Annotated in this window: 22 protein-coding genes, 1 pseudogene and 1 riboswitch; of the genes and pseudogenes, 11 read left to right on the forward strand and 12 right to left on the reverse strand. The window is 62.5% G+C overall.

Going from position 1 to position 25,418, the window contains the following annotated elements:
- Positions 1-182: 182 nt before the first annotated feature.
- From VJ923_RS06335 to nrfD, 4 genes are read left to right on the forward strand one after another with little or no spacing between them, the layout of a single operon-like run.
- Positions 183-920, forward strand: coding sequence for a ferredoxin-like protein (locus VJ923_RS06335; protein WP_326439695.1), 738 nt, complete (start codon positions 183-185; stop codon positions 918-920).
- 53 nt (positions 921-973) lie between these two features.
- Positions 974-3,139, forward strand: coding sequence for a molybdopterin-containing oxidoreductase family protein (locus tag VJ923_RS06340; protein WP_326439697.1), 2,166 nt, complete (start codon positions 974-976; stop codon positions 3,137-3,139).
- Positions 3,139-3,678, forward strand: coding sequence for a 4Fe-4S dicluster domain-containing protein (locus tag VJ923_RS06345; RefSeq protein WP_326440053.1), 540 nt, complete (start codon positions 3,139-3,141; stop codon positions 3,676-3,678). Before VJ923_RS06340 ends, VJ923_RS06345 begins: the two co-directional genes overlap by 1 nt.
- A gap of 5 nt (positions 3,679-3,683) precedes the next feature.
- Positions 3,684-4,583: an NrfD/PsrC family molybdoenzyme membrane anchor subunit gene (nrfD, locus tag VJ923_RS06350; protein ID WP_326439699.1), complete on the forward strand. Its 900-nt coding sequence runs from the start codon at positions 3,684-3,686 to the stop codon at positions 4,581-4,583.
- Positions 4,584-4,641: 58 nt separating this feature from the next.
- Here the strand turns inward: nrfD and VJ923_RS06355 are convergent.
- A pseudogene (locus VJ923_RS06355) lies at positions 4,642-5,407 on the reverse strand (M15 family metallopeptidase); the annotation flags it as partial.
- Positions 5,408-5,621: 214 nt separating this feature from the next.
- Between VJ923_RS06355 and VJ923_RS06360 the strand changes: the two are divergent.
- Positions 5,622-6,209 carry a very short patch repair endonuclease gene (locus VJ923_RS06360; RefSeq protein ID WP_326439703.1) on the forward strand — a complete coding sequence of 196 codons (588 nt, stop codon included), beginning with the start codon at positions 5,622-5,624 and terminating at the stop codon, positions 6,207-6,209.
- A gap of 115 nt (positions 6,210-6,324) precedes the next feature.
- Here the strand turns inward: VJ923_RS06360 and VJ923_RS06365 are convergent, their stop codons facing one another.
- Entirely contained in the window at positions 6,325-7,524 is a 1,200-nt protein-coding gene (locus VJ923_RS06365) for a Fic family protein (protein ID WP_326439705.1), read from the reverse strand.
- Positions 7,525-7,737: 213 nt separating this feature from the next.
- Between VJ923_RS06365 and VJ923_RS06370 the strand changes: the two genes are divergently transcribed.
- Positions 7,738-8,100, forward strand: coding sequence for a hypothetical protein (locus VJ923_RS06370; protein ID WP_326439707.1), 363 nt, complete (start codon positions 7,738-7,740; stop codon positions 8,098-8,100).
- Positions 8,097-8,597, forward strand: coding sequence for a type II toxin-antitoxin system VapC family toxin (locus VJ923_RS06375; RefSeq protein ID WP_326439709.1), 501 nt, complete (start codon positions 8,097-8,099; stop codon positions 8,595-8,597). Before VJ923_RS06370 ends, VJ923_RS06375 begins: the two co-directional genes overlap by 4 nt.
- A gap of 225 nt (positions 8,598-8,822) precedes the next feature.
- Here the strand turns inward: VJ923_RS06375 and VJ923_RS06380 are convergent, their stop codons facing one another.
- The 3 genes from VJ923_RS06380 to VJ923_RS06390 all read right to left on the reverse strand — a co-directional run bounded on the left by VJ923_RS06380 (position 8,823) and on the right by VJ923_RS06390 (position 12,484).
- Positions 8,823-10,634 carry a flavocytochrome c gene (locus tag VJ923_RS06380; protein ID WP_326439711.1) on the reverse strand — a complete coding sequence of 604 codons (1,812 nt, stop codon included), beginning with the start codon at positions 10,632-10,634 and terminating at the stop codon, positions 8,823-8,825.
- 94 nt (positions 10,635-10,728) lie between these two features.
- The gene (locus VJ923_RS06385; RefSeq protein WP_326439713.1) at positions 10,729-11,562 is read right to left on the reverse strand and encodes a MerR family transcriptional regulator; all 834 of its coding nucleotides are present in this window, start codon (positions 11,560-11,562) and stop codon (positions 10,729-10,731) included.
- Positions 11,563-11,614: 52 nt separating this feature from the next.
- The gene (locus VJ923_RS06390) at positions 11,615-12,484 is read right to left on the reverse strand and encodes a DMT family transporter (protein ID WP_326439715.1); all 870 of its coding nucleotides are present in this window, start codon (positions 12,482-12,484) and stop codon (positions 11,615-11,617) included.
- 238 nt (positions 12,485-12,722) lie between these two features.
- On the opposite strand from VJ923_RS06390, the gene VJ923_RS06395 reads away from it, so the two are divergent.
- On the forward strand, positions 12,723-13,358 hold the full coding sequence (locus tag VJ923_RS06395) for a MarR family winged helix-turn-helix transcriptional regulator (protein ID WP_326439717.1): 636 nt from the start codon (positions 12,723-12,725) through the stop codon (positions 13,356-13,358).
- Positions 13,359-13,379: 21 nt separating this feature from the next.
- On the opposite strand, the gene VJ923_RS06400 is transcribed toward VJ923_RS06395, so the two are convergent.
- From VJ923_RS06400 to thiM, 3 genes are all read right to left on the reverse strand, one after another.
- Positions 13,380-14,126: an ATP-binding protein gene (locus tag VJ923_RS06400; RefSeq protein WP_326439719.1), complete on the reverse strand. Its 747-nt coding sequence runs from the start codon at positions 14,124-14,126 to the stop codon at positions 13,380-13,382.
- A 90-nt stretch (positions 14,127-14,216) separates the two neighbouring features.
- Positions 14,217-14,513, reverse strand: coding sequence for an MTH1187 family thiamine-binding protein (locus tag VJ923_RS06405; RefSeq protein WP_326439721.1), 297 nt, complete (start codon positions 14,511-14,513; stop codon positions 14,217-14,219).
- Between the two features lie 12 nt (positions 14,514-14,525).
- Positions 14,526-15,386, reverse strand: coding sequence for a hydroxyethylthiazole kinase (thiM, locus tag VJ923_RS06410; RefSeq protein ID WP_326439723.1), 861 nt, complete (start codon positions 15,384-15,386; stop codon positions 14,526-14,528).
- A 74-nt stretch (positions 15,387-15,460) separates the two neighbouring features.
- Positions 15,461-15,584, reverse strand: a riboswitch (TPP riboswitch).
- 36 nt (positions 15,585-15,620) lie between these two features.
- Here thiM and mnmA point away from each other — a divergent pair.
- On the forward strand, positions 15,621-16,778 hold the full coding sequence (gene mnmA, locus VJ923_RS06415; protein WP_326439725.1) for a tRNA 2-thiouridine(34) synthase MnmA: 1,158 nt from the start codon (positions 15,621-15,623) through the stop codon (positions 16,776-16,778).
- Positions 16,779-16,946: 168 nt separating this feature from the next.
- Here the strand turns inward: mnmA and VJ923_RS06420 are convergent, their stop codons facing one another.
- Positions 16,947-18,560, reverse strand: coding sequence for an FAD-binding protein (locus tag VJ923_RS06420; RefSeq protein WP_326439727.1), 1,614 nt, complete (start codon positions 18,558-18,560; stop codon positions 16,947-16,949).
- Between the two features lie 321 nt (positions 18,561-18,881).
- Here VJ923_RS06420 and VJ923_RS06425 point away from each other — a divergent pair, with 321 nt between their 5' ends.
- Positions 18,882-20,363 carry a helix-turn-helix transcriptional regulator gene (locus VJ923_RS06425; RefSeq protein ID WP_326439729.1) on the forward strand — a complete coding sequence of 494 codons (1,482 nt, stop codon included), beginning with the start codon at positions 18,882-18,884 and terminating at the stop codon, positions 20,361-20,363.
- A gap of 29 nt (positions 20,364-20,392) precedes the next feature.
- Here VJ923_RS06425 and VJ923_RS06430 read toward each other — a convergent pair whose 3' ends face one another.
- Positions 20,393-21,319 carry a LysR family transcriptional regulator gene (locus VJ923_RS06430; protein ID WP_326439732.1) on the reverse strand — a complete coding sequence of 309 codons (927 nt, stop codon included), beginning with the start codon at positions 21,317-21,319 and terminating at the stop codon, positions 20,393-20,395.
- Between the two features lie 204 nt (positions 21,320-21,523).
- Here VJ923_RS06430 and cysK point away from each other — a divergent pair, with 204 nt between their 5' ends.
- Positions 21,524-22,456: a cysteine synthase A gene (gene cysK, locus VJ923_RS06435; RefSeq protein ID WP_326439734.1), complete on the forward strand. Its 933-nt coding sequence runs from the start codon at positions 21,524-21,526 to the stop codon at positions 22,454-22,456.
- 86 nt (positions 22,457-22,542) lie between these two features.
- Here the strand turns inward: cysK and VJ923_RS06440 are convergent, their stop codons facing one another.
- On the reverse strand, positions 22,543-24,198 hold the full coding sequence (locus tag VJ923_RS06440) for a PAS domain-containing hybrid sensor histidine kinase/response regulator (RefSeq protein WP_326439736.1): 1,656 nt from the start codon (positions 24,196-24,198) through the stop codon (positions 22,543-22,545).
- Positions 24,199-24,359: 161 nt separating this feature from the next.
- A complete protein-coding gene (locus VJ923_RS06445) occupies positions 24,360-25,340 on the reverse strand; it encodes a helix-turn-helix transcriptional regulator (RefSeq protein WP_326439738.1) in 981 nt (326 codons plus the stop codon).
- Between the last annotated feature and the right edge of the window lie 78 nt (positions 25,341-25,418).

Raw genomic sequence — 25,418 nt, forward strand, 5'->3', positions numbered from 1 at the left:
ATATTTTTCAACAGGCGGGCAACGCGGCGGCCACAGGCGTTCAAACGGAAATCAAACATTCGGTAATTCCTCCGAAAGAGGGCACACAGACCCTCCATCCATGACTATGATGCCCCTTGTTGCGTGGCGTCGCGATCTTGAGTTCTCTCTGAGACAAGCATCAGTTACAAGGGGGAGTTCAAATGTCAGACACCCAGAAAAACGAAACTGTGGTCACCGAGCAGCCTCCCGCTGCGACCACCCCTGCTGCCGACGGCGCTGCGCCGTCCGATAAGAAGCAGCCCTTTTTCACCCGACGCACCGTGCTGGCCATGACTGGCTGCGGCGTTGCCGGCCTTGTGGTCGGCGGCGTGCTCGCCTCGTGGGGCGTGACGACCCAATCCATCGCCTCCGGCCGCATCGAGCTGCGCACCACTCCCGCGAAAATGATCGTCACCGACCGCGCCCGCTGCTCCGGCTGCCAGCGCTGCGAGATGATGTGCACCCTGAAGAACGACGGCGCGGCCCAGCAGTCCATTGCCCGCGTCCGCGTGTGGGACAACTACAACTTCGGATCCGGCGTGGACACCAACGACGGCATCTTCGGCAACTGCCAGTTCACTGTGCAGTCCTGCAAGCAGTGCGCCGATCCGCAGTGCGCGAAGTACTGCCCGGTGCACGCCATCTCCGCCGACGAGGAGACCGGCGCCCGCGTGGTGGACGAGGAGGTCTGCATCGGCTGCGGCATGTGCACGGCCGCCTGCCCGTGGGGCATGCCCCAGGTGAACGCCCAGACGGGCACCTCCACGAAGTGCATCTCCTGCGGCCGCTGCGCCGAGCAGTGCCCCAACGGCGCCATCAAGTTCATCGATTGGGAAGACATCGCGCAGAAGGCCATCGACGAGGGCGTTGTCTCCACGACCACCATCGTGGAGGCCTAAGGGCCTTGCTGCCCCGCTTTCTCGTTTTCGCCTTCGATTGAGAGGATAGAGCAATGACTCAGCCAATAACCAGGCGGACCTTCGTGGCCGCCAGTGCTGCGGGAGTCGCCTTGGCGGCATCCGGCGCGGCGCTGACGGGCTGCGCGGGAAGCCCTGCGGTTGACACAGCCCATGCGGCCGAAGTGGTCAACACGCAGTGCACCGCCTGTCCCAAACAGTGCAGCTATGCTGCCTACACGGTCGATGGCTCCATCGACAAGGTCGTGGGAAACGCGACCGACCCCCATGCAGCGGGAACGCTGTGCGCCCGCGGCTACGGCATGGCCACCGCGGCCACGTCCGCCGATCGCATCACGAGCCCGCTTCGCCGCACCGACAGCGGCACCTTCGAGGCTATCCCGTGGGATGAGGCCCTGAATGAAATCGGACGGGGGCTCGCCGACATTCGGGCGGACAAGGGCGGTACGGCCCTTGCGGCCATCACCGACGGCACGTCCACGGCCGATTGGTACATGCGCCGGCTTATGAGCGCTCTCGGCAGCCCCAACACCTACGTGAACGCCACCACCGCATCGGCGTCGGTGGCCTCGGGCCTGGCCCAGGCCACGGGTTTCACGGCCTTCGAAGTTGACTATGCCCGCACCAAGATGGTGGTCATTTTGGGCGCGAGCACCGTGGAGGTGCCCGATCCCGGCACCGTGGCCGCCCTGGAGGAGGCCCGCGCTGCCGGAGCCCGCATTGTCATGGTGGACTCCCGCATGCCCGCCGCCGCGAGCCTGGCCACCGAGTGGCTGCCCGTGCGCTCTGGCACCGATTTGGCCCTGGTGCTCGCTCTGGCCCGCGGCATCATCGAGCGCGGTGCGGCTGCAGGTGCCGAGGCCTCCATGGCCGGTCTGGACGAGTGGAAGACGGCCCTTGCCGACTACACCCCCGCCTGGGCGGCGGCGGTGACGGGCCTGGGCGCCGACGTCATAGAGACGCTGGCCGGCGATATGGCCCAGGCGGCGCCTCAAGCCTGCATCGACCTGTCGTGGATGGCGCTGTTCGGCGGCTCCTACGGCAACACCGGCGAGCTGGCCCGCGCCGTGGCGCTGACCAACACGCTGCTCGGCTGCTGGAATATTCCCGGCGGTGCCTACCTGGCCGCGCCTGTAAAGGAGTGGGCCGAGGTGTCCGTGGCCCCGCTGCCCGTGGAGGCGGCGGACGTGACGGCCGAGACCTACCCGCTCGCGCAGGGCGGCTCGCCGGCCTATGCGCTGCGGCTTGCCAGCGAGGGCGGCATCTCCGGCCTCATTCTGGTGGACGCCAACGTGGAGGCCGAGTATCCCGATCCGGACTACGTGCGTAAGGCCGTGGAGAGCTGTCCGCTCACGGTGGCCATCACGCCCGAGATGACGGAGACGGCCCGTAGCTGCCGGTACGTGCTGCCCGAGAAGGTATGGGCGGAAAGCGCCCAGCTTCCCACCGTGACCGGCGCCGTGAGCCCGGTGCTGAACGTGTCCTCGCAGGTGATCGAGCCTGCGGTGGAAGACGCCCGCTCCGTGGCCGAGATCGCCTGCGGGCTCGGCCAGGCGGCCGATGTGGCCGATGCCTTCGACTTCGACGTGGCCACAGCGGCCGCCGAGATGTGCGAGGCCTGCGGATGCTCCTACGAGGGAGCCGCGGCTGTGGGTACCACCTCCCTTGAGCCGATGGCCGCCGAGGCCATCGTGTGGCCCACGGCGTCGGGCCAGGTGGAATGCGCGAGCGCTGCCTGTGCCGCAGCCGGCTACACTCCCACCCCCACCTGGGTGGAGCCCACGGTGACCCCGGACGCCCTAGGATTCGGCTACTACCGCCTGACCACGGGCAACCAGGCTGTGCAGGCCGCGACCAGGACCGTAAACGCGGCGCCTCTGGCCGCTATTGCCGAGCAGTACGGCCTTGACAGCCTGTGGATGAACGCCGAGGCTGCCGAGGAGGCCGGCGTGGCCGAGGGCGACAAGGTGATTATCGAGAACGAGTACGCCTCCGCGCCGGTGCGGGTGCACGTGACCGAGCTCATCGAGCCCGCGACGCTGTACCTGGCCGCCCACTACGGCGTGGAAGACGGCGAGCAAACCCAAGCCGACGGCCTCGGCGTGCGCCAGGCGCGCTTCGTGGCCTTCGGACTTGAGCCGGGCTATGGCGCACCGCTTCTGCAGGAGACCATGGTGAAGGTCGGAAAGGCTGGTGCATGATGACACGCTACGGAATGCTCATCGACACGACCAAGTGCGTTGGCTGCTACGCTTGCCGCACGGCGTGCCAGAGGCAGAACAACCTGGAGCCCGACGAGGACTTCATCCGCTACGAGCGGGCTGAGACGGGAGCCTACCCGAACGTGCGCGTGGAGACCGTGCCGTTGCAGTGCATGCACTGCGAGGACGCCCCCTGCGCGAGCGTGTGCCCCACGGGTGCGGCTCATGTGGGCGCTGACGGCATCGTGGCGGTGGACCAGGGCCGCTGCATCGGCTGCTTGTACTGCATGAGCGCCTGCCCCTATCAGGTGCGCGTGCGCAACTCCAAGACCGGTGCCGTGGACAAGTGCCGCTTCTGCGCGGTGCAGACGGAAAACGGCGGCACCACGTGCACCTGCGTGGACGCCTGTCCCACCCATGCCCGCATCTTCGGTGACCTGGACGACCCCGACTCCGAGGTGTCGCGCGCCATCGTGGAGAAGCATGCCAAGCCCATCGCCGGCGATCTGACCCGCGCCAAAGTCTATTACGTGAGGTGATTGAGATGACCTACGAACCTATTTGGGGAGCCATCATCGCATGGTATCTCTTCCTCGCCGGCTTGGGCGGCGGCGCCTTCGTCACGGCGGTGTTCATCCGCTTCCGCCATCCCGGCTGCACGCGCCTCGTGCGCATCGGACGCATCATCGCGCCGGTCGTGGTGATCATCGGGCTCTGCCTGCTCATGTTCGACGCGGCCGCCGGCTTCGCGCACCCCTTGCGCTTCGCGCTTCTGCTGACCAACTTTGGGTCGGTCATGACCTGGGGCGTGGTGTTCTTGGCGGTGTTCGTGGTGGCGGCTCTCGTGGTGCTCGTGCTCGACCTCCTGAAGAAGGCCGTGCCCGAGTGGCTCGACATCGTCGGCATGGTCATGGGCCTGTGCGTGGCCGTGTACACCGGCTGCCTGCTTGGCGTGTGCCAGGGCTTTCCGCTGTGGAACACAGCACTTCTGCCCATCCTGTTTTTGGTGTCGGCGGTGTCCACCGGCATGGCGGCCGTGCTGCTGGTCGGTGCGTTTGCCGCTCCAGCGGAGTTCAACGAGGTGGTGGTGCTGAAGAAGTTCCACTTCTGGCTGCCCGTGGTGGAGCTGGTGCTGGTGGCGGCGCTGCTGTTCGTCACCTCGGCCAACCCGAGTCCGGCCGGTTGGGAGAGCGTGGCCGCCCTTATCATGGGCAACTGGGCTCCATGCTTCTGGCTGCTGTTCATCGCGATCGGCCTGGTGCTGCCCACGGTGCTGGAATGCTGGATGCTGTGGATTGCCAGCCACGAGCTGGAGTGCTCGCGCACCGGCCAGATGGTGAGCGCCCTGTCGGATGCGGGCGTGCTCATCGGCGGCTTCGTGCTGCGCCTCATGATCGTGAGCGCCGCTGTGCCCATCACCATCGTTCAGCCCTGGATGTTGTAGCGCTCAACGAGCCACTCCTCGAAGCAGAGGCCGCTTTCCGTAATGTCGGAGGCGGCCTCGCGGCCGACGTAGCGGTAGTGCCAGGGTTCGTAGCCGATGCCCGTGACGGCGCTCTTGTCGGTGGGGTAGCGCAGGATGAAGCCGTACTCGGCGCAGTGGGCGATGAGCCACTGCTGGGCGGCCGTGGTCTCTTGGCCCTCGTCGAGCTCGGAATAGTCGGCATCGACGATATCGACGGCAAGGCCGGCTTGATGCTCGCTGGCGCCGGGCGGGGCGACCCAGAACGCGGCGGCCTCTTCGGCGGCGGCGCCTTCTAGCCCCTCCTCCTCTTCGACGCGCTCTACGCGGCTGTCGAAGAGGCTTTGCTGGTAGTCGTTGGTGCGGTAGGACGAGCAGATGACGGGGTGGGCGCCATCTGCCTCGGCGGCGTCGAGCATGGCGGCGAGGTCGTCGACAATACGTGCGTCTACGGCTGCCCCTCGGCCCTCTTCGACCCAGCTGGCCTCGGGCGGCTCCGCGAGGCTTTCGGGGAGAAAGCCCTCCGGCAGGGGGTGCTCGCGGTTGATAAGGCGGAGGTTCCAGGGAAGGTCGTCAAGAGATTGGGGTGGTGTCGTAGGCTCGGCCCCGAGACTGCTCTGGATGTTGGCGGCCGATTCTGCCGGCTTCGACAGGGCATCGGCCCAGGATGCTTGGTTCGCCTGAGCATGGGCCTGGGGTTCAGATGCCGCGAGGGAGAGGCCGTCGCCGACGACGAGAACGGCCGCCGCGCCGCCGAGCAGCGCGATGAATTCGCGCCGAGCGAGCATGGGCGGGATGTTCGCCATCGGGTGCCTCCTTCCTTTTGGGCTGTTGTGCGGCGCCGCCGAGCGGTCGCATGGTTGCGCTCGGGCGGTCCGCGTGGCTTGCGGGGCTCTTATGGTAGCGCGGTTGCGGCGGACGCGTGACGCGGCGCGACAAAAGACGCACACCTTACGCTTTCTTAACCGGCGTCCTTAAGGTTTCGTAAGCCCGATTCGGCCGGACGGTATAATGGCGGCTATGGCGAAGAAAGACAAACAGGCAGAGAAGATCGCGAAGACCGAGAAGCTCGAGGAGCTCGAGGAGACGGCGGCGGCGCACGCCGCGAAAAGCGATGCGCCGGCCATTCGGCTTTCGGGCACTCACCGCTACGACTTCGGCGTGGTGTCGGCGGCTACTCACAAGTCGATGCAGGGAAACAAGCGGCGCGACACGAAGCCGGAGATGCTGGTGCGTCGTATGCTGCGCGAGATGGGCTATACGGGCTATCGATGCGATTGGAAGAAGGCTCCCGGCCGGCCGGACGTGGCCTTTGTGGGTCGCAAGAAGGCGATTTTCGTTATGGGCTGCTTTTGGCACCGGTGCCCTGCGTGCAACCTGTCGGTGCCCAAGAAAAACGTGGAATACTGGGAGAAGAAGTTCGCCCGCAACATCGAACGCGACGAGCGCAACAGGGCAGCTTTGGAAGAAGCCGGCTGGGACGTGCTCATGCTGTGGGAGCATCAGCTCAAGAAAAAAGAGCTTCCCGCCACCCGCCGTCTTCTCTACGATTTCGTTCGCCGTAATGGCGAGGCCGACTACGACGAAGCCTTTCCCGACCAGGGATAACGGAGTAAGCGGGGAGTAGCACGGAGTAAGAACGGAGTAAGAACGGAGTAAGAACGGAGTAAGAACGGAGTAACGACTTCTCCGAAGGGTGATGGGTTCTTGCTTGAGGGGAAGATTAAGCTCCTGCTACGAGGCGGCGTATGCCGGCCATGCTCGAGATTTCGTCGAGGATGGCAATCAGCTCAGGGGCTTGGTAGAAATCGCCGCGTCGCATGTTGCCAAGGGGCTTCAATATGCCGTACTCGCATGCTCTGTTGATGATGGACGTTGCCGCCCTGCGGGTTATCTCAAGCTCGTTTGCCACGTAGTCGGAATTAACGACGGGCTGCTCTACAAGCAGCGCAGGTAGGCCGAAGATGCGAGACCCCGTGCGCTCTTGCATGCGTGCCCTCCAGTCTCCCACAAGCTCTGCGATAGTTTGCGATGTTTTTTGTCCGACGACCATGGCCAAGTCGATTGCGTCGCAAACCTGCTCGACAATGAGCATCGGATCGCCCTGCTGATAGCTTGAGAGCGCGCTCATGTAGTCGTCGATATCGTGCAGCAAACCGGCCGAGATGGGCACGGTCGCATGGAGGAGGACGCCGTCGCTGCGCAGCATGCGGTGAAGAAGCGTTCGGCCCGTGCGTCCGTTCCCATCGAGAAAGGGATGTATAGTTTCGAACTGGGCATGGGCAAGGGCGGCTTTGGCGATGGGGTCTACCTCTTCTGTCTGCGCGAAGGCGCAAAGATCGTTCAGACAGGCATCGACACGGCCAGGCACGGGCGGCACAAACAGTGCGCCGTGGGGACTGTAGGGGGTACCGCCGACCCACACCTGTTCATCGCGCAGTTTTCCCGCGAAATCGAGAGCAGTCTTCTTGAGCAGCTGGCGGTGAATCTGCTGAATGCCGTCGGCTGTGAGGGCATCTTCGAGATTGAGCGCGCATCGCATGGCATCGATGTTCCCCGCAATGACGAGAGCGTTCGACGGTGCGGAGGGCGAGAGCTCCGCCAGCGCTATATTGCGCGCGCTGGAGGTAAGGTTTTCGATTTGGGAGCTTGCCGCCGATTCGCTGCGCAGCAAGAGACTGGGGAGATTGAAGGGCAGCGAATTTTGATGCTCGTCGAATCGGGCGAGGCGCATCCGGGCGTCGGCGAGGCGCTCGGTGAGTTCGGCCGAGAGTTGGGGGCGCGCATGGCGGATCTCGGCCGGGATGGCCGCCTGGTAAGTGGAAGTAATCTTCCTGCGCCGGGATTTCGGAATGAGATAGGCATCCTCGTCGCGTAGGTGCCATGGAACCTCTTCAGTGGTTATGGCCGGCCAGTCGCTCACGAGGCATCCTTTCATACGATTTCGCTTCTCCACTATACAATTAGCGGAAGCGAAATGCAATTCGCTTCCGCTAATTGGAATTCAAGGAAGTGAATTTGCTTTATCGGCGTGATTGAGCGGCTAAGCTGGCGCGTCTGCCGCTCAAGCAAAGGCGTTCTTTTCGGCGCCACCCCTTTCTATCTGCTATACTGCTAGCAAGAGAAAGGAGCAGTTGTGCCGAATGTTCAGATGAACTTTCGAATTGATGCCGAACTTAAGCGCCGCGGCGATGAGCGCTTCGCCCGCTTCGGGTGCACGCCGTCGGTGGCCCTGCGGCGACTTTACGAGTGCGCCGCTCGCTATGATGACGAGTCGGAGGAGCAACTTCGGCACCTCTTGGAAGCGGAAGAGGCCGCGGTTCAAGACGAGGGCGAGAAGCGTGTCCGGGCCGTCGAGGATTTCTTGGCATCACTTCAGGCCCAGCGGGAGGCGCTGGGGGTTCCTCCTGATCCTTCGCGGGTGCTCGCCGATGAGGATTTAGAAGAGCTTCTCTACGACGCGAAGATTGAGAAAATGGTCGAGAGGGGGCTTTGGTGATAACGGGCGAGAACGCTATTGTCGTGGATAAGAACATCTGGCTCGATTTCTATCTTAAAGAACGTCCCCTCCACGAAGAGGCGGCGCGTTTCGTTCGTGCTGCGGAGAAGTACAAAGCCAATCTGGGAACGCCGGCAGATGCCGTCAACGAGGTTTTCTACATAGTGGGGAAGTACCTGAAGCAAAAGGTGCGCGAAACCGGAGGCGCGGTTGACGTGTGCACGGCGCGCGGCATAAACGACTTCGCTTGGAGCTGCGTCGATCACATGACCGATTTGGCGGTTTCAATTCCCCTGGACGATCGCACGGCGTGGTTGGCCCGGCACTATCGCGACATCACCTCCGACTACGAGGATGGCTCGGTGCTCGCCGCCTGCGAGTTGTGCAAAGCGCGTTACTTGGTGACCCACGACAAGGAGCTCGCCAAGCGCGCCAACATCGCCACCAAGACTGCCGCTGAAATGGCCGACCTCATCTCCTGCGCTCACCGAGCTTGATGGTAACGTTGCTCACGCTAGATTGACGGCGGCTAGAGGTGTAAGCTGTCTTGATTGCGACAGGTCTTTAAGCCTCACAGGTAAGTCATAAACAGGCTTAGTGCGCTAGATATGCGACATTAAGGTCAATTGCCCATCGATTAGTTTTGAGCCAAAACAAGACGCAGCTGTCTCTCTGGGGAGGGAAAAGAGAGGCAGCTGCGTTTAAAAAAGAGGGGTGCGAGTCTACTCTGCCATACCGGCAATGCGACCGAAGATCATGACGTCGGCTACGGAGTTACCGCCCATGCGGTTGGTTCCCATGACGCCGCCCGAGCACTCGCCCGCGGCATAGAGTCCGGGGATGACATTGCCGCTCTTGTCCAGGACTTGGGCTTGCGGATTGATTTCGATGCCGCCGTTGGTGTAGTGGATGGCGATGGTAAGTTTGGAAGCGTAGAACGGGGGCTGGTCGATCTTTGAGCGTTCTTTCATATCGACGAGCTGGAAGGCGGTGTCTTCGCCGACTTCGATCATGGCGTTGTACTCTTCTATGGTCGCGGTGAGCCCCGCAGCGTCGCAGCCAACCAACTCTGCTAGCTCCTCAAGGGTGTCGGCCTTGAATCCCTTGCCGCGCTCGATGCACTCGCCGATGGTCACGCCAAAGCCCGTAACGGTGTCCATAGTCGGCCAGTCTTTCGAATCGCTAATCGTGAACATGAGGTGGTCGGTTTGCTGGGAGAGTCCGGCGACCGAGTCATCGCGGGGCATCTCCTCGTTCATAAAGCGCTTGCCCTCCTTGTTTACGAAGATGCTGTTGGGGCTTTCGAGGTCCCAGTCTACCTGGCCCGTCGCCGGATCCGCGAAGTGAACCGCTTGGATTGAATCCATGTTAATCAGATTCGCGCCTGCTGCCTCGGCGATGGCGAAACACTCACCCGTTGCATTCACGGGGTTGGTGGAAAGCGTGATGTCGTCATAGCGAGGGTCGAGCTCTTTAACCATCTCGAGGTTATGACCGAGGCCGCCCGTGGCCATGATGACGCCCTTAGATGCATTGACGGTGAGGATGCCACCGCCCTCTTTCTCAGCGATGATGCCGGCAGCGCGGTCGCCATCCATGATGATTTCAGTGAGGGTCGACTCCATGCAGCAGGGGATGCCGTATTCCTCAACCTTTTTGACAAAGGGATTGATGAATCCGAGGCCGTTGGGGAGTTCAGGCATGTGGCCCCAGCTCCCTTGGAGGTCCTTGTAGAAAATCACTCCAATTTCGTCGACGAGCCACTGGGTGGTAGGCCAGGACTGCTCAGCGAATACCTGGATGACGTCTTTCTTTCCGGCTTCGTTGCCGCCCTCCCAGGTCCAGTCGATGAAGTCCTGGACGGTAGCGTCCTCGTATTTCGTGCCCTTGGTGCGAATGGGGTCGTAGGAGTTCATAAGCGCTCCGCAAACAAGGGTGTTGCCGCCCAAGCGGGGCATCTTCTCCACGATTACGACTTGCTTGCCGCGCTCAGCCAGAGTGACTGCCGCGCTGAGACCGGCACCGCCAGAGCCCACAACTACGAATTCGGTGTCGATGGTCTCGTCTTCGGCGTCGTGCGAGCGGGTGATGGCTTGGCTGTATTCGCTCGTGTCTACTCCGGCCTGCTCCAGCGCGTCTTTGACGGCGTTCTTAAGCGCCATACTGCTCATGGTGGCACCCGATACTGTGTCAACCTCGTAGCTTTGGTTGACAATCATCTCCTGGGGCATGAGTCTGAACGTAAGATCGGTAAGGCCCGGGGTTTCGTTGTTGAACAGCGGACGCACGTCGGCGATCTGTCCGTTGGCCAGCGTCACTTCGACGCGGACTTCGCCGCCCATGCCGTCGGCTTTTCCTACAAAGGTGCCGCTGGCGGTAGATGTCTTTGCCAGTGCAGGCGTATCTTCTGTGCTGCCCTTGGTTGTTGGTGCGCAGCCAGCGAGGGCTCCGCCAGTCATGGCGGCGATGCCTGCCATGGCCGCGCCCTTCAAGAAAGATTTGCGCGATAAGGTGATGTCAATCTCATTGGTCATGGGTGTTCCTTTCGGTCCTCCTCCGCCACTCCTCGGCGGCTTCGAAACGGAGTTTCAAGGTTGCACCCAGTAACAGGTCAACAGTTATTTTCGATTATTTTTCTTTTTCGAGAACGGGCACGCGGACGGCGTGAATGATAGATGGAACCTGATCATAGTACCCAATTTCATCGGCCACAAGATAGGGGGCGCTAACAGGGCGTTGCGTGAGGTAGGCGCTCAGACTATCGGTTGGCTCTTCGGGACAGAATCCGTGATAGAGGAAATTTGCGTACGTACCCCGAGGCAAATGGAGGATTTCGTCAGACTCTTCGAGCATGGTGTCCAGTTCCACGAACTGCTTTCGAATTACGAGGTCTCCATGTTGTGCGGCATCTGTATCAAGAAGGAAGCCGTAATACTCTGTAAGGTAGTCCTGATATTTACGACGGCCTCTCCTCATGCGGATGCTTGTCTCCTCAAAAGGGACGTTGGGGTCATGGTCGACGACGTATATGCATCGGTCGGGCAATGTGTCGTAGTAGGGCCTGCCGTTGATAGCGCCCTTCTGCAGAACCGAGATGTTCTTCCTCATGCGGGCAATTTCGAGAAGTCGTCGATCAAGTTCTTCGCGGGCAATTACGGTGGTGCGTTCGAGGTCATTAAGGGTTTGCTCAAGATCGCTAAAGTCTTTTCGCCCAATTTGGTCATCGGTGAAATAAATTGTTCGATAGTCAGAAAGCGGCAAGCCAAGGCTTTTTGCCAGCTTGAACATCTCAATCTGGTAAAACTGGTTAATCGTGTAATAGCGGTATTGGTTGTCCGGATCGCGGTAAAAGGGCTCGATGAGGCCGACGCGATCGTAATAGCGCAAGCTCTGACTATTTATCCCTAAGATTTGCGCCGTCTCCTTTACCGAGTACTTTCGGCTGTCGTCATAGAGTGGCATCGTCGCTCCTTTCGCGGAACGGTCGCGGGGTGTAGAGGTAACTATACCTCTATTAGGAAGGTCGGTCTTTAGGTGGAAGTGTTGCAAGTATACAGGCGGCGGCAATGACTCCATAGCTCATTAAGGCAACGATGCCTGTTGTTTCTTGCAGAAGAGCTCCGCTGGCGAGTGGGGTGAAGATTACTTCGGTGTTGCTCAGTACTGAAGAGGCGATTGCGCCCGTTTTTCGTGTGCCGTAGACGAAGAGCGACATGGCGGCGGCAGTGCTGAGCAGAGCGGCCAACGAAGCCCAGATGAGGGCCTGGGGGCTCAAGTCGAGGGGAGTGTCGTGGTTAATGGCGCCGACGACGAGGCTCGTGCAGCAGGATGTGGCGCACACGTAGAACGTGAGAACGAGCGCATCGACGGTTCCGAGCTTAGGAGATGCGACGGCTAATGTGTACGCTGCCGAGAGGATGGCGGCTCCTAGAGCGAGCAAAACACCTGAAGTGGGCAGGCCGCCGCTAAATGAAGCCGAAAGAGCCAAACATCCGATAGCCGCAAGCGCTCCGGCGCATGTCGTGCACCTGTCTAGCGACTGCTTGTGTCCTGCCACCGCGCAAGTTAGCACAAAGATAGGCGAGAGATGGAACAGCGCATTAACAGGCCCCGCCTCCATCTCGCTGCAAGCTAAGTTGAAGCACAGCGACATTGCCGAGTACGCTGTGCATGCAAGAGCAACGGGGCCGAGTGCGGCGCGGTGTGGTAAGAGGCTTCTTCCAGTTAGGAGGCAGAGCGCCGCCATAGCGAGGCTCGCCATTGCCGTTCGGGCGGCCATCAAGCAATAGGGGTTGGCGCCGGCCGCATAAGCAAGCCTTAGGAAAACCGGTAAAAGCGCAAACAGGAAAGCTGATCCAAGAACAGCTGATGCCCCTTTTGCCATGCGATATCCTCCCTCTTCTTTCTTTATGCAATCCTAAACCTTGCACTTGCTGCAACGTCAAGAGTTCTGATAGAGCCTCAAGATCGCGCGATACGCTGCTTCTCCTTCACGGGTCTTAAAAGGGCAACGGGTTGGCTTCGGGCTGGTTTCTCTTTTGCGAGTGGTCGGTAGGGCTTGGTCGTTGTTGCGTATGCTGCTGCGTGCATTAAATTGGTTTCATTGACGGAAGAAGGTCGTTATGACGAAGTCCACGGAGTTGCTCGCCGAATTGAAGCGGGCCGCCAATTACAGCAAGCTGGCAATGCACAACGAGGGGCCGCGCTCCTTCAAGAAAGGGCAGGGCGCGCTGCTTAAGGTGGTGTACAAGTTCGGCGATGCGAAGAAGGGCCTTTCGGCTAAGAAGCTCGCCCATGCGCTGGGCTGGCATGGGCGCGAAACCATGATGGTGGCCAAGAAGGCCGCTGACAGCGGCTACGTGACCATTGCGCGCAAGCCGTCTGGCAAGCACGTGGTGAAGATTACCGATGAGGGCGCGCGCATCATGGAAAAGCGCATGGCCGCCGAGGATCGCGCTGCCGATGCTGTGTTCGATTACCTGACCGACGACGAGAAGGACCAGTTGGCCGCTTTGTGCGCCAAGGTTATCGATTGCTGCGAGGATATGGGCATCGATTACGCGGAGATTGAGAAGCGCCCCAAAAGTGGCTGCGGATGCGGTGGGCGCGGACATCATCGCGGACACCGTTTTGGACACCATCATCCGCGCGCTCAGGAGCAGCACATCCACGTGTACCATCACGGGATTTCAGGCGACGCGAGTGCTGTCTTGGAGGGCAAGGCCGATAAAGGAGAAGCCGAAGAGCCCGAGGTGTAGCCTAGTGCTCACTGCGGCGCGCTAGCCGATGACGTCGCCGGTGACGGAGAACGTGACGACTTCGAAGGGAATGTCTTTGCCGGAGCGGGCGTGGGCCTCGGCGGCGGCGCGCTCAAGGCCTCCGCAGCAGGGCACCTCCATGCGGGCTACCGTGACTGAGGTGATGTCGTTGGCCGCGATGATGGTGGCAAGCTTGTCGGCGTAAGAGCCCTCGTCCAGCTTGGGGCAGCCGATGATGGTCACGTTGCCGCGCATGAAGCGCTCGTGGAAGCTGGCGCAGGCGAAGGCGGTGCAGTCGGCGGCGATGAGCAGGCCGTGGCCGTTGTAGTAGGGCGCCTGCGTGGGAACGAGCTTGATTTGCGCCGGCCACTGCATAAGGCGGCTCGGCATGGCGGTGACGGAGGGCACAGCGTCGGTGGGGCCTGCGTCTGTGGCAAGGCTGCGAGCGCACGAGCCGGGACAACCTTGGAGGGCCACATCGGCGATGGTGCGGTCGAGGTCGTCTTCGGCAATCTGTTCCGCCGCTGCGCGTGCGGCCAGGTGCCGGGCGACGGCATGCTCGTCGTAGGGCGCGGCCTCGCGTTCAACGAACGTGATGGCGCCGGTGGGGCAAGCGGGCAGGCAATCGCCCAATCCGTCGCAGTAGTCGTCGCGCAGAAGGCGGGCTTTGCCGCCTACCATGCCGATGGCGCCCTCGTGGCAGGCATCGACGCACAGGCGGCAACCCGTGCACTTCTCCTCGTCAATGTGGATAACCGTACGCTTCATGGAAGCTCCTTCCGGCTCGTGTTCTCGCGATTCATAATAGCCGCAAGGCGTCCCTGTCCTTCCAACGGCCAGAGTTCGGACGAAAAGCTGTTACGCGAGCAGCTCGTCCACCTTCTCGATTTTGCGGTTGATGGTGTCGGTATGACCAGGGCGAATGTCGGCCTTCAAAACCACCTCGGTGCGGATGCCCTGTTTGGCCAGTGCGAACGTGGCCTCCTTCACGACGGCCATCACCTCGTCCCATTCGCCCTCGATTTCCGTGAACATAGAGGTGGTGCGATAGGGAAGGCCCGAGTCGCGAATGACGCGGACCGCCTCGGCCACGTAGGGCGCCAGCTCGTCTCCCACGCCGAAGGGCGCGATAGCGACAGCGATCAAGGTATTCATGGGGCGACCTTTCTAGAGAACGGTGAGCTGCAGAGGGGCTTCGGCGACGTCTTCGGGAGTGAGCTGATAAAGAGCGTCGAGGAAGGCGACTTGGAAGCTGCCGGGACCGGTGCATCGTTCGGCGGCGCGAGCGCCAGCGAGGTTGTAGGCGGCTGTGGCGGTGAGGGCCGTCACAAAGGGGTCGGCCACGCAGGCGTAAACGGACGCGACGCCGCCGAGCGAACAGCCGGAGCCGGTGATGCAGGTCATGAGGGGAGAGCCGCCGGCAAGGCGTGCGACGCTAGTGCCGTCGGTGACAAGGTCGGTGGCGCCCGATACGGCCACGGCGCCGCCCGTGAAGCGGGCGATGGCCACGGCAGCGCGCTCGGCGGCGTCCACAGAATCGGTCGTGTCCACGCCGCGCGGGCCGTCGGCGCCCGACGCGGCGGCGCTATCGAGTCCCCACAGCTCTGCCACGGCGATAATCTCCGAGGCGTTGCCGCGCAGAATGGTCGGCTTGTCGTCGCGGACCGTCTGGATGAGCTGAGTGCGCAGGCTGCCGATGCCGACGCCCACCGGATCGAGCACCCACGGCTTGCCCGCAGCAGAAAGCGCCCGGGCTGTGCGGGGAATGCTCTGCTCGTAGATGGGCAGCAATGTGCCCAGGTTGATGTAGAGGGCGCCTCCCATGGCCGCCACGCACTCGCCCTCGTCGGGCAGGTACACCATGGCGGCCGAGCCGCCCACGGCCAGCTGGGCGTTGGCCACGAAGTTCTGGGTGACGGTGTTGGTGATGGAGGGGGCCAGCGGGTTGGTTTCGCGCACCTCGCGCACGGCGCGGGCCATAAGCGCGCGCAGCTCTGCTGCGGTGCGGGTAGCGGAAGGTTCGGACATGGCGGTTCCTTTCCGGAAGCCGGGGCGCTGGCTGCGGGTCGCGCAAAAAAAGCGCCTCCCGCAGGAAGCGCCCTTTTGCTCGTGAGCATGCTCCCTACGACAGTGTTAGCTGACAGGTTCGAAGGGTTGGGCGCAAGGCCCTCTCAACCGCGTCGCGGCTCCTGGCGGTGCCACAGGGCGGTACCCCTGCATGGGTCTCAGGGTAGCACGGCCGAGCCGTGCTAAGATGCTCGCATGAATCTACGGGAGAAAAAAGACGGCATCGGCACGATTGCCTCGGGCGCTAAAGAGGGCCCAGGCACGGTTATGGCCGCCATGAGCGGCGGCGTCGACAGCTCGGTATGCGCGCTGCTGCTGCAAGAGGCCGGCTATGAGGTCGTTGGCGCCACCATGGTGCTTCGCGATGGCACACCGGCAGAAAGCGTGGCGAAGGACGAGGACGGCGCAAGCTGCGGGTCGAGCGCCGATGTGGAAGATGCGCGGACGGTTTGCCGGCGTCTGGGCGTGGACCACTACGTCTTTGATCTTCGCCATCGTTTCGGCGAGGCGGTTGTCGACCGGTTCTGCGATGACTATCTGTGCGGGCAGACGCCGAATCCGTGCATCGACTGCAACCGCTATCTGAAGTTCGAAGCGCTGCAGAAGGCCCGGCGCGAGATGGGGCTCGATTACGTGGCCACGGGACACTATGCCCGTCGGGCGTGGGATGAGGACGCGGGGCGCTGGAAGCTTTTGCGGGCCTGCGATGCGGCCAAAGACCAGAGCTACGTGCTGTACCATCTCACCCAGGATACGCTGGCTCACATGTTGTTTCCCCTGGGGGAGCTGACCAAAGGCGAGGTGCGCGAGCTGGCTCGCGCCCACGGATTCGTTACGGCAGAAAAGCCCGAGAGCCAGGATATCTGCTTTGTGCCCGACGGCGATTACGCCGGGTTCATCGAGGGGCATCGCGGCGCGGCTGCTGCGTTTGAGCCGGGGGACATCGTGAATCGGGAGGGCCGGGTGCTGGGGGAGCATGGCGGGCTTGTCCATTACACCATAGGCCAGCGCAAGGGCATCGGTGTGGCGGCGCCCGAGCCGCTGTATGTGTTGGAGAAGGATTTGACGGCCAATCGTCTCGTCGTCGGCTTCAAAGACGAGACGCTGAGCCGTGGCGTTGTGGCTTGCGACGTTAATCTCATCGGCGGCGAGTCCTTCGCGGGTTCGCGGGCGGTTCAGGTGAAGACCCATTATCGTCAACGCCCCGTAGCGGCTATCGTCGAGATGTCTGGCGACGACGAGCTGACCATCACCTTCGACGAGCCCCAGCGTTCCGCCGCGCCCGGCCAGTCCGCCGTTCTCTACGACGGCGACGAAGTGCTCGGCGGCGGCGCCATCGTGCGGGCCTTCTAGTTTGAGACGTCAAATTCGATAACGTTCAATAGCCCCCAAAGTCGTTGCTTTGCGAACGGCGCGACGACGTTGAGTTCTGCATCTCAAAAAAGCGACGGGGCGCCTTCAGGCGCCCCGAACACTTGGGAGGGTAGGGAGGTGCGGCGAAAGCTGCACGGTGGCAGGTGCTTACTTGCTCGCCACGGCGCGGCCGACGACGTAGCCCTGGGTGTGGCAGCGACCGAGAGAGAGGCCGGGCACGGTCATGGGGTAGTCGGGGCTGCCGAAGAAGTTGCCGGCGCAGTTGCCGATGGCGTATAGGCCCTCGATGGGCTCGCCCTCGGCGTTCAGCACCTGCATGTCCTTGTTCACGTTCACGCCGTGAATGATGGTGGACAGGCCGATGTGGCGATGGATGCCGTAGAAGGGAGGCTGCTTGATGGCCTTCAGGAACTGGGCCGGCTTGCCCATGTCCTCATCGATGCCCTTCTCGGCCAGCTCGTTGTAGCGCTCGACGGTCTTCACAAAGGCATCGACGTCGGTGAGGCCGAGCTTCTGGCCGAGCTCTTCTAGGGTATCGGCAGAGAAGGTGTTGATGAGGCTCTCGTAGACGCCGGTCTTCTCGCCCTCGACCTCGGGCATGTAGCTCGCCATGGCCTCGGGCGGCAGGGCCACTCCCGGCCAGCCCTCGGTGTCGGCCATGTAGTTGCTGTCGAAGATCTGGCTGTACCAACCCTGGTCGGCCTCGCTGCGCAGGAAGTTGCCCATGACGGCCATCTCGCAGGCGGCCTCGTTGCAGAAGCGCGAGCCATCGTTCTTCACGGCCAAGAACGGCATGTCGGCCATGGAGCCCGGGCCGGCGTCGAAGTCGTGCTGCACCTTGGAGCCGCAGGCGTCCTCCATGCAGGCGCCCGCCCACACCATCATCTTCTGGCCGTCGCCGGTCTTGTTCTGCTCCTTGCGGTAGATGTTGGCCATGGCCGGCTCGTAGTAGGCCATCATCTCGTCGTCGTTCTCGTAGTCGCCCGTGGCCACGATGACGCCCTTGGTGGCATTGAACTGGATGTAGCCGTCGGCGCCCTCGGCGATGACGCCGGTCACGGCGCCGGACTCGTCCTGCACGAGCTGGGCGGCCGGGGTGGAGTAGAAGATCTCGACGCCCTGCTGCTCGGCCCAATCAGCGATGTCGCGCATGCCGTTGCCGGTGTTGTAGGGCTTCGGACCGAAGTCGAAGGCGAAGTAGGTGACGTCGTAGCCGTTGATGTTGCCGATGTTGCCGGTCCACTTGGCGGTGGAGTCGACCATCTGGGCGCCGGCCTGCTCGCCGATGTTCCACAGCCACTTCAAGGCCTCGCCGGAGTTGTAGGCCCAAAGGCGCACCTGCTCACGGTCGGACATATGGCAGCAGTCGGCGTTGATGAGAGACACCACGGCCTCCACGCCGCCGGGAGCCGTCTGGTCGACGATGATGGAGTCGCAGGTGTTGCCCTGGGACACCGCCGTGGCCTCCTTCTGAAGCAGCGCCACCTTCGCGCCGGCCTCATGGGCCGAGATGGCGGCGGGCACGCCCGCAGCGCCGGCGCCGATGACCACGACGTCGTAATCGCGGGTGTCGGCGATGTCGGTGATGGGCTCGGGCTTCACGAAGAACGCCGGGGTGCCGTCTCCGGCTGCCGCGGCGCCCTCACCGGTGGCGGCTACCGGCTGCTGGGGCGCGCAGCCTCCGAGCATGGACGCGCCCATGGCGCCCGCGGCGGCCACGCCGCCGAACTTGAACAAATCCCTGCGAGAAATGCTAGCCATAAATTCCCTCCTTAGTAAGCTAGACGAGCGCCGCGCTTCGGCGCTCCGCAAACGGCATCCGGCCGTCTTGCTGCTGCCACCATAAAATCTCGAGCATCCTCACGCATCGACCGATGGGGCAAAATGGCGGTCTAATTTCGTAACCCAGGACCCTTATCCGCCCTATAACCCCCTTCTATAACCCTTTATTTTGGGATGAGGAGGGCTTTTGGGAGGGACTCGGGAAGCGGCAAGGGGCCTCGATGATTTATAATTCGAACCATCATCTTTTCGAATCCCCGACAACTGAAGAGCGGTTTTGAGTGAGGAGGGAAGGTCATCGTGGCCGATTGCGCTTCGACGACAGAGGGTGCGTCGCAGGAGACGGCGCCAGACAGAGGATCGCTTTTGCGACGAGCGCAAGCTGCGTTTGCCATACCGTTGGTCTTCCTCGGCCTGGGACTCTATCGCGCGTGGATCGAGATTGTGTTTGTGGGGACGTTCGTTTCGTTTCCCTCCGCCACGGTGACGGTGCGCGATTTCTTCGATTGGACCATGGTGGCGACTGCCATCGCGTGTACGCTGCTTGCTCGCCGCATTGGCCCGTTCTTCAATAAGCGTGCGCCGTTTGTGCTCGGCGGGGTGGCTCTGACGGTTTCGACGGTGTTGATGTTCGCGAGCTGCTGGGTGCCGACGTTGGCCTCGTGGTCGGGGTATGTGGCCGCCGTGGTGGGTGGCTTCGGCATTGCCTTGATGATTCTCGTTTGGAGCGAGTTGTACGGCTGTCTTAACCCTTTGCGTGTTGCGCTGTACTATTCGGCTTCCATCGTTGTCGGCGCCTTGGTGCTGTACGTGTATCGCGGCTTCATGCTGCCGTGGCTGTTCGTTATGACGACTCTTCTGCCCGCCGTGTCGCTCGTGGCCGCCCGCCGCGGCTTCTCTCTGCTGCCGCCGCCCGAGCGTCCGGCAACGACGTGGACCCAGTTCTCCGTGCCGTGGAAAGCCGTGTTGTTTATGGCGGCCTACGCTTTCGGTTACGGCCTTATGGAGGGCGGCATGTACGTGGGGTCCTTCGGCCCCCATTCGGCTCCTGGAGCCGTATGCGTGGCGGCCCTTGTCTTTTTGGGAGTCGCCTTCCGCGGCGGCCGCTTCGATTTCTCGCTCATCTATCGCTTTGCGCTGCCCCTTACGGTCATCGCCCTGTTCCTCGTGCCGGTTTTCGGTCATGTGCCGGGGCAGGCGGCGAATTTTTGCATGGCGGCGGCCTATACGGCGCAGTCGATCCTCATCATGCTTATTTGCGCCAATATCTGCTATCGCTATGGCGTTTCGGCGGTCTGGCTCTTTGGCATCGAGCGAGGGGTGCGCCAGGTGTTCATGTGGCTTGGGCGCGTAATGGCCGACGGCGTGGAGAGCTTCGAGGCCTTCGACGCCATGGGGGACGTGGCCGTATCGGTGCTCGCCGTGGTGGCTGTGGTGTTTGCCACGATGCTGCTGCTCTCCGAGCGCGACCTCTCGAGTCGCTGGGGCGCCAATTTCCTTGCCGGCGGTACGGATTCTGCAGACATGATTCGCAAGCAGGAACTCGCCGACCGCTGCACCGAAATCGCGCGCACCTACAAGCTGTCGGCCCGCGAGGAGGAGGTGCTCTTGCTGCTGGCCCAGCATAAGACCGTGGGCATTATCGAGCGTGAGCTTCTCATCGCCAACGGCACGGCCAAAGCCCACGTGCGTCATATCTACCAGAAGCTGGACATCCACACGCGTCAGGAGCTGTTCGATCTTCTGGGCATCGACCAGCGGGAAGCAGCGTCACAGGACTAGACGATGCGCGGGCGTGGGCGCTTTGGGGCTTACAGGCCCGCAAGGCCTATCTGGTAGCCTTCGACGAACAGGTTCAGCTTCTCGATGTAGCTTTGGGCCAAAGGCGACAGCTGGCGCTCGTTGTGAACCAGGTAGCCCACGCGCATGAGCTCTTTGGTCTGCAAGGGAACACTGGCGATGCCCGTGTGCATTTCGCTGGAGAGCACGCCGGTGGAGATGGTGTAGCCGTTGTGGTGGGCGAGCAGGTTCGAAAGCGTGCCGCGGTCGCTGACGGCGATGCACTTGCTGTGGGGCAGCTCGGCCAAGGGCTCTTCCGCGTAGAAGAACGAGTTGTTCGACCCCTGCTCGAAGGCGTAGCGGGGGTAGTCTTCCAAATCTTCCACGGTCACCTCGGCGCGGTCGGCCAAGGGGTGGGTGGCGCTCACGAACACATGGGGCTGAGCGGTGAACAGCAGGTTGAACGAGAGGTTCGCGTCTTCCAGCGCATGCCCGATGACACTCTCGTTGAAGGTGGACAGGTACAGCACGCCTAAATCGCTGCGGAAGTCGCGCACGTCCTCGATGACCTCGGCGGTGCGGGTCTCGCGCAGGCTGAAGTTGTAGCCCTCGCCCTCGTACTGCTCGGCCAGTTCCAGGAACGCCTCAACGACGAAGGCATAGTGCTGGGAGGTGATGGCCAGCCTTTGGGCGGCGCGCTCGCCGCGGCCGGAGTAGCGCTCGTCCATGAGGTCGGCCTGCTCCACCACTTGGCGGGCGTAGCCTAAAAGCTCGATGCCGTCGCTGGTGAGCGTGATGCCGCGATTGCTGCGCTCGAAGATGGTGACGCCGGTCTCGCGCTCGATGTCGCGTACGGCCACCGACAGGCTCGATTGCGACACATACAGCGTGTGGGCCGCCGCGGAAATGGAGCCGTGGTTCGCGATGGCGATGAGGTAGCGCAGCTGCTGCAAGGTCATGGGACGCTCCTAGGCGCGGGTTTAATTAGTCTAGTGATACGCTGGACATTATACGGCTAAAAATCCCCAACGAGGAGAGAACATGATAGAGAGCGCAGGTTTCTTACGGTTTCGCGCCATCGGAAAGTGCTATAGCGGCTTCGGTTGACGGGGGCGCGGCTCCCGTTAGGATAGGGCCAAGCGAATCTCGAGAAAGGATTACCCATGACCGTCCACGCAAGCGTTGCCGAGCTGATCGGCCGCACCCCGCTGGTGGAGCTGACCCACTACGAGCGCAACCACGATTTGCCGGCCACGCTTATCGGCAAGGTGGAGTCGTTCAACCCCGGCGGCTCGGTGAAAGACCGCATTGCCAAGGCCATGATCGATGCCGCTGTGGCCGAGGGCAAGATCGACGACGAGACGGTTATCATCGAGCCCACATCCGGCAACACGGGCATCGGCCTTGCCGCCATTGCCGCGGCTCGGGGCAACCGCATCATCATCGCCATGCCCGAGACCATGTCCGTGGAGCGCCGCAACCTCATGCGCGCCTACGGGGCGGAGCTGGTGCTCACCGAGGGCGCCAAGGGCATGAAGGGCGCCATTGCCCGCGCCGAGGAGCTGGCCCGCGAGATCCCGAACTCGTTTATTCCCTCGCAGTTCACCAATCCGGCGAACCCGGCCACCCATTTCGCCACGACGGGCCCTGAGATTTGGGAAGGCACCGACGGCGCGGTGGACATCTTCGTGGCCGGCGTGGGCACGGGCGGCACTATCTCCGGCACCGGGGCGTATTTGAAGTCGCAGAACCCGGACATTCGGGTAGTGGCCGTGGAGCCGGCGGGCTCTCCGGTGCTTTCAGAGGGTCGCGCAGGCGCCCATAAGATTCAGGGCATTGGCGCGGGCTTCGTGCCCGAGACGCTGGACACCGAGGTGTACGACGAGGTTATCGCCATCACCGACGAGGAGGCCTTTGAGGCCGGCCGCGAGCTGGCCGCCCATGATGGGCTGCTCGTGGGCATCTCCGCGGGCGCAGCCGTGGCCGCCGCCGCGAAACTGGCCGTGCGCCCCGAAAATGCCGGCAAGAACATCGTGGTCATCCTGCCCGACACCGGCGAGCGCTACCTGTCTACCGCCATGTTCGATTTCTCGTAGTTTGAAAAGAGGGGGCAAGGCGCACGACAAAACAGGGGCGACCGAAGTCGCCCCTCCGTGTGCTGCGGATAGTCGGCGCGGGGCCGTTATCGCACGACGGTATCGATGAGCGATTGGAGGCGGTGGATGTCGAGGGGCTTGGGAAGATGGGCGTCCATGCCGCTTTCCAGAGAGCGCTTGCGATCTTCGGAGAAAGCGTTGGCGCTCACGGCGATGATGGGCAGCGTGGCGCGCGTCGGGTCTTCCAGCTCGCGGATGGCGCGGGTGGCGGCATAGCCGTCCATGACCGGCATCTGGATATCCATGAGCACCAAATCGTACGTTCGCGGATCGACGCGCTCGATCATGGCTAGCGCTACCTCGCCGTTTTCCGCAGTGTCCACCTCATAGCCCGCGTCATCAAGCAGGCAGCAGGCAATCTCGCGGTTGAGCTCGTTGTCTTCCACGAGCAAAATGTTGTGCACCGGCCCTCGCCCGCGCCCGGGGCGGGGCGCTTCGGCGGCGATGTCGGCGGGAGCCTGGCGGAACGTGATATCCACGGTGAAGGTAGAGCCCTCGCCCGGGGTGCTCTCCACTGAAAGCTCGCCCTCCATGAGGTCGAGCACATTGCGCACAATGGTGAGGACAAGTCCTGTGCCCTGCACGCCGGAGGCCGTGGTGTTGCTCTCGCGCTCGAAAGGCATGAACATGCGGTCCATGAAGGAACGCTCCATACCAATGCCCTCGTCGGCCACGATGAAGCGGAAGCTGGCAAGGCCCTGAGGCGCATCGAGGCGCTCGGCCAGCGTAAGGCGCACGGTGCTGCCCGCCGGAGAGTACTTGATGCCGTTGTCTACCAGCTGCATGAGCACATGGGACAGACGCACGGCGTCTACCAGCACCCGGTCGTGCTCCAAAGGCTCGATGACGCATTCCAGCGTGACGTCTTCGCGGTCGGCCAAATCGACCAAATCCATGCGCACCTGCATGATGAGCTCGGAAAGCGAGCACTCCGATTCGGCCAGCTGCACATGGCCCGATTCCATGCGGCTGATTTCCAGCGTCTCGTTCACCACATCGAGCAGCTGCTCGGAAGCGGCCAGAACCTTGTCGCTGTAGGCGCGCACGCGGTCGGTTTCGTCCCCGTGGGCCGAGATGAGCGACGCGTAGCCCACCACCGCGTTCAGCGGCGTGCGAATATCGTGGCTCATATTCGAGAGGAAGGTGTTCTTCGCGACATTGGCCGCCTCGGCCTGGGACAGCGCGTTGCGCAGCATGGTGCGGTGCTCGATCTCGCGGGCGTAGGCCTCGCGCAGCTCGGCGTTGACCCGTTCCAGCTCGTCGGTGCGCTCGCGCAGCTTATCGGTGGCATCGTTGATGAACACGTAGAAGAAGCCGCCGGCATCCAGCGACACGTAATGGCCGTAGTCTTCAATCCAGCGCACCGACCCGTCGCGACGGATGATGCGGTATTCCACGTAATCCATGAAGTACTCGTCGGTCTGGATCTGACGGCTGATGGAATGCTCCACCGCATCGATGTCTTCGGGATGCACCATGCCGGGGAAGGTGTTGCCCGTAAGTTCTTCGAACTCTTCGGCGGTGTCGCAGCCGAAGATGCGCAGGCAGGCTTCGTTCGCATAGACCAGCGACTCGTCGCCCTCGGCGTGGTAGACGAAAAAACCTCCGGGCATATGCCCAAGAACGTCCCGTATATCGAGTTGGGCGAGGGCAGGGGGTATGGGGAGCGCCGGCGTTGTCATAAGGTGCTTTCTGTTCGTTGGTGAGAAAACCTTTTCCGTCCATGCTACCACGGACGCCGGCTGCCACCTGCGAAGCTGTCGGCAAGTCTTCGAATTTGTAACGAAGCGGAAACCCCCGCTCTTCGGATGGCTGCAGAAAGCGGCGAGATGACCGCGCGGCTCTAGTAGCTGTCGGCGATTTCTCGCAAGTAGCTGGCGTACTTCTGGGCGAGGGACGTCGGCGCCTCGAGGCGGACGGCGGTGCCGAATTGGGCGAGCCAGCCGAAGAAGATGGGGCTGGCGGCGACCGTGGCGTGCACGCGGGCCCAGGTCGCGTCTAGCGCAGTGCTTTCCACGTCCTTGCCGAAGCGGTCGATGATGGCGCTCATGACCGACTCGTTTACCAGCAGCGTGACGGGGGTCGCCTCGCCGCCGAACATCGAGAAGGTGCGGGCACTGTAGGCATTGGCGTCGAAAGTGGCCACGCGCTTGTTGCGGGCCGCCGGCTCGTCGGTGATGCGCAAGCCCTGCATGCGGTCGACGCGGTAGCTGGGAAACGAGTCGTGCTTCTCGTTGTAGGCGATGAGGTAGTAGCAGCCCTCCGAGTAAATAAGGTGTACCGGCGTCTCGCGATAGGTGCGGCCGTCGTGCTGGGGCGTGGGGCGCTTGTCTACGTTGTGCTTCACGTAGCGGAAGGCCACCTTGCGCCGGCGACGAATGGCCTCGTGCAGCGTGTCCACATGGTGGAACACCGACTCGTTCTGCATCTTGATGCGGCCCTCCACGTGCACGTTCTTCGAAAGTGCGGCGGCTTGGTGCATCGATCCCAGCGACGAGAGGCCCGTCGACAGCCGGTTGGCCATGCGCTGGGTGAGAAAGCGCGAGGACTGCACGGCGTCGATGAGCAGCATCAGCTCGGCAGCGGAAAACGTGCGATTCGCCAGGGCGTAGCTTACCGGGCGCGTGGGCAATTTCACGATGACGAACCCGAAATCGCGCAGGGCGTCCAGGTCGCGGTACACCGATTTGCGCTCGGCCTCGATGCCGAGCTCGGCCAGCCCCTCGATAATCTGCGGGCAGGTGAGACCGTGCTCCTCGTCGGTGCGCTCGTAAAGCATCTTCATCAGGTAGAGCAGCTTCAGCTTCTGGCTTTCGCTGGCCACAGGCGCTCCTTTCCGCAGGTTGCCCTCAAGCGACGGCAGCCCAACCTTACGTTGACAAACCCTAAGGGTCATCGAACC

Origin of the sequence: Adlercreutzia shanghongiae (assembly GCF_035830635.1) — a bacterium.
In the GTDB taxonomy this organism is placed as follows: domain Bacteria; phylum Actinomycetota; class Coriobacteriia; order Coriobacteriales; family Eggerthellaceae; genus Adlercreutzia; species Adlercreutzia shanghongiae.

What these genes read in the sequence shown, in the direction of transcription:
- mnmA (WP_326439725.1), top strand. Translation starts at nt 15,621, where the DNA reads ATGAATCTACGGGAGAAAAAAGACGGCATCGGCACGATTGCCTCGGGC.
- VJ923_RS06405 (WP_326439721.1), bottom strand. Translation starts at nt 14,513, where the DNA reads ATGAATACCTTGATCGCTGTCGCTATCGCGCCCTTCGGCGTGGGAGAC.
- VJ923_RS06400 (WP_326439719.1), bottom strand. Translation starts at nt 14,126, where the DNA reads ATGAAGCGTACGGTTATCCACATTGACGAGGAGAAGTGCACGGGTTGC.
- VJ923_RS06380 (WP_326439711.1), bottom strand. Translation starts at nt 10,634, where the DNA reads ATGACCAATGAGATTGACATCACCTTATCGCGCAAATCTTTCTTGAAG.
- VJ923_RS06420 (WP_326439727.1), bottom strand. Translation starts at nt 18,560, where the DNA reads ATGGCTAGCATTTCTCGCAGGGATTTGTTCAAGTTCGGCGGCGTGGCC.
- cysK (WP_326439734.1), top strand. Translation starts at nt 21,524, where the DNA reads ATGACCGTCCACGCAAGCGTTGCCGAGCTGATCGGCCGCACCCCGCTG.
- VJ923_RS06430 (WP_326439732.1), bottom strand. Translation starts at nt 21,319, where the DNA reads ATGACCTTGCAGCAGCTGCGCTACCTCATCGCCATCGCGAACCACGGC.
- VJ923_RS06345 (WP_326440053.1), top strand. Translation starts at nt 3,139, where the DNA reads ATGACACGCTACGGAATGCTCATCGACACGACCAAGTGCGTTGGCTGC.
- VJ923_RS06340 (WP_326439697.1), top strand. Translation starts at nt 974, where the DNA reads ATGACTCAGCCAATAACCAGGCGGACCTTCGTGGCCGCCAGTGCTGCG.
- VJ923_RS06440 (WP_326439736.1), bottom strand. Translation starts at nt 24,198, where the DNA reads ATGACAACGCCGGCGCTCCCCATACCCCCTGCCCTCGCCCAACTCGAT.
- VJ923_RS06360 (WP_326439703.1), top strand. Translation starts at nt 5,622, where the DNA reads ATGGCGAAGAAAGACAAACAGGCAGAGAAGATCGCGAAGACCGAGAAG.
- VJ923_RS06385 (WP_326439713.1), bottom strand. Translation starts at nt 11,562, where the DNA reads ATGCCACTCTATGACGACAGCCGAAAGTACTCGGTAAAGGAGACGGCG.
- VJ923_RS06395 (WP_326439717.1), top strand. Translation starts at nt 12,723, where the DNA reads ATGACGAAGTCCACGGAGTTGCTCGCCGAATTGAAGCGGGCCGCCAAT.
- nrfD (WP_326439699.1), top strand. Translation starts at nt 3,684, where the DNA reads ATGACCTACGAACCTATTTGGGGAGCCATCATCGCATGGTATCTCTTC.
- thiM (WP_326439723.1), bottom strand. Translation starts at nt 15,386, where the DNA reads ATGTCCGAACCTTCCGCTACCCGCACCGCAGCAGAGCTGCGCGCGCTT.
- VJ923_RS06335 (WP_326439695.1), top strand. Translation starts at nt 183, where the DNA reads ATGTCAGACACCCAGAAAAACGAAACTGTGGTCACCGAGCAGCCTCCC.
- VJ923_RS06390 (WP_326439715.1), bottom strand. Translation starts at nt 12,484, where the DNA reads ATGGCAAAAGGGGCATCAGCTGTTCTTGGATCAGCTTTCCTGTTTGCG.